The organism is Pseudomonas sp. 43(2021) (assembly GCF_017490805.1).
GTDB lineage: Bacteria > Pseudomonadota > Gammaproteobacteria > Pseudomonadales > Pseudomonadaceae > Aquipseudomonas.
Genome location: NZ_JAFGYJ010000341.1, coordinates 1 through 494, shown reverse-complemented (window position 1 = coordinate 494; position 494 = coordinate 1). Strand labels below are relative to the sequence as shown.

Sequence of the window (494 nt, the reverse complement as noted above, 5' to 3'; positions counted from 1 at the left end):
GATCGGCACCACGCGGGTGCGATCCTGATAGCGCAGCGGCAGGTGAAACAGCACGTCCTGCAGATTCTCCAGACCGACCTTTGCCAGTTTCTCGGCCATGGCCTCGCCGACACCCTTGAGTGCCGTCACCGACACTTGCGACAGCTCCGTCATGACGCTCGCTTAACCGGCCGTAACCGGCGCGGCAGGCTTGGCCACCGAACACAGGCGAATGGAGTCGGCGAGGATCTCGATGGCTTTCGGCCGTGGGAAGCTCGCGCGCCAGGCAATGGCCACGGTGCGGAACGGCACCGGCGCGGTCAGTGGGCGCACTTCGATCACGCCGGGGGCGTAGTGATGGCTGTCCACTGCCGACAGTGGCAGGATCGATATGCCCAGGCCGGAGGCGACCATGTGGCGAATGGTTTCCAGCGAGCTGGATTCGACCGTGGTGTGCTTGGCGCCGTCGTTGCCCTTGGTCAGGGTCGGGCAGGCTTCGAGCACCTGATCGCGGA

General features: G+C 65.4%; 2 protein-coding genes. Both read right to left on the bottom strand.

Going from position 1 to position 494, the window contains the following annotated elements:
- Positions 1 to 153: hypothetical protein (locus J5M71_RS27535; protein WP_207838722.1), on the bottom strand; the 153-nt coding region annotated here is incomplete at its 3' end.
- Between the two features lie 9 nt (positions 154 to 162).
- Positions 163 to 494 (bottom strand): LysR substrate-binding domain-containing protein (locus tag J5M71_RS27530; protein WP_243434377.1); only part of this gene is annotated, 332 nt, incomplete at its 5' end.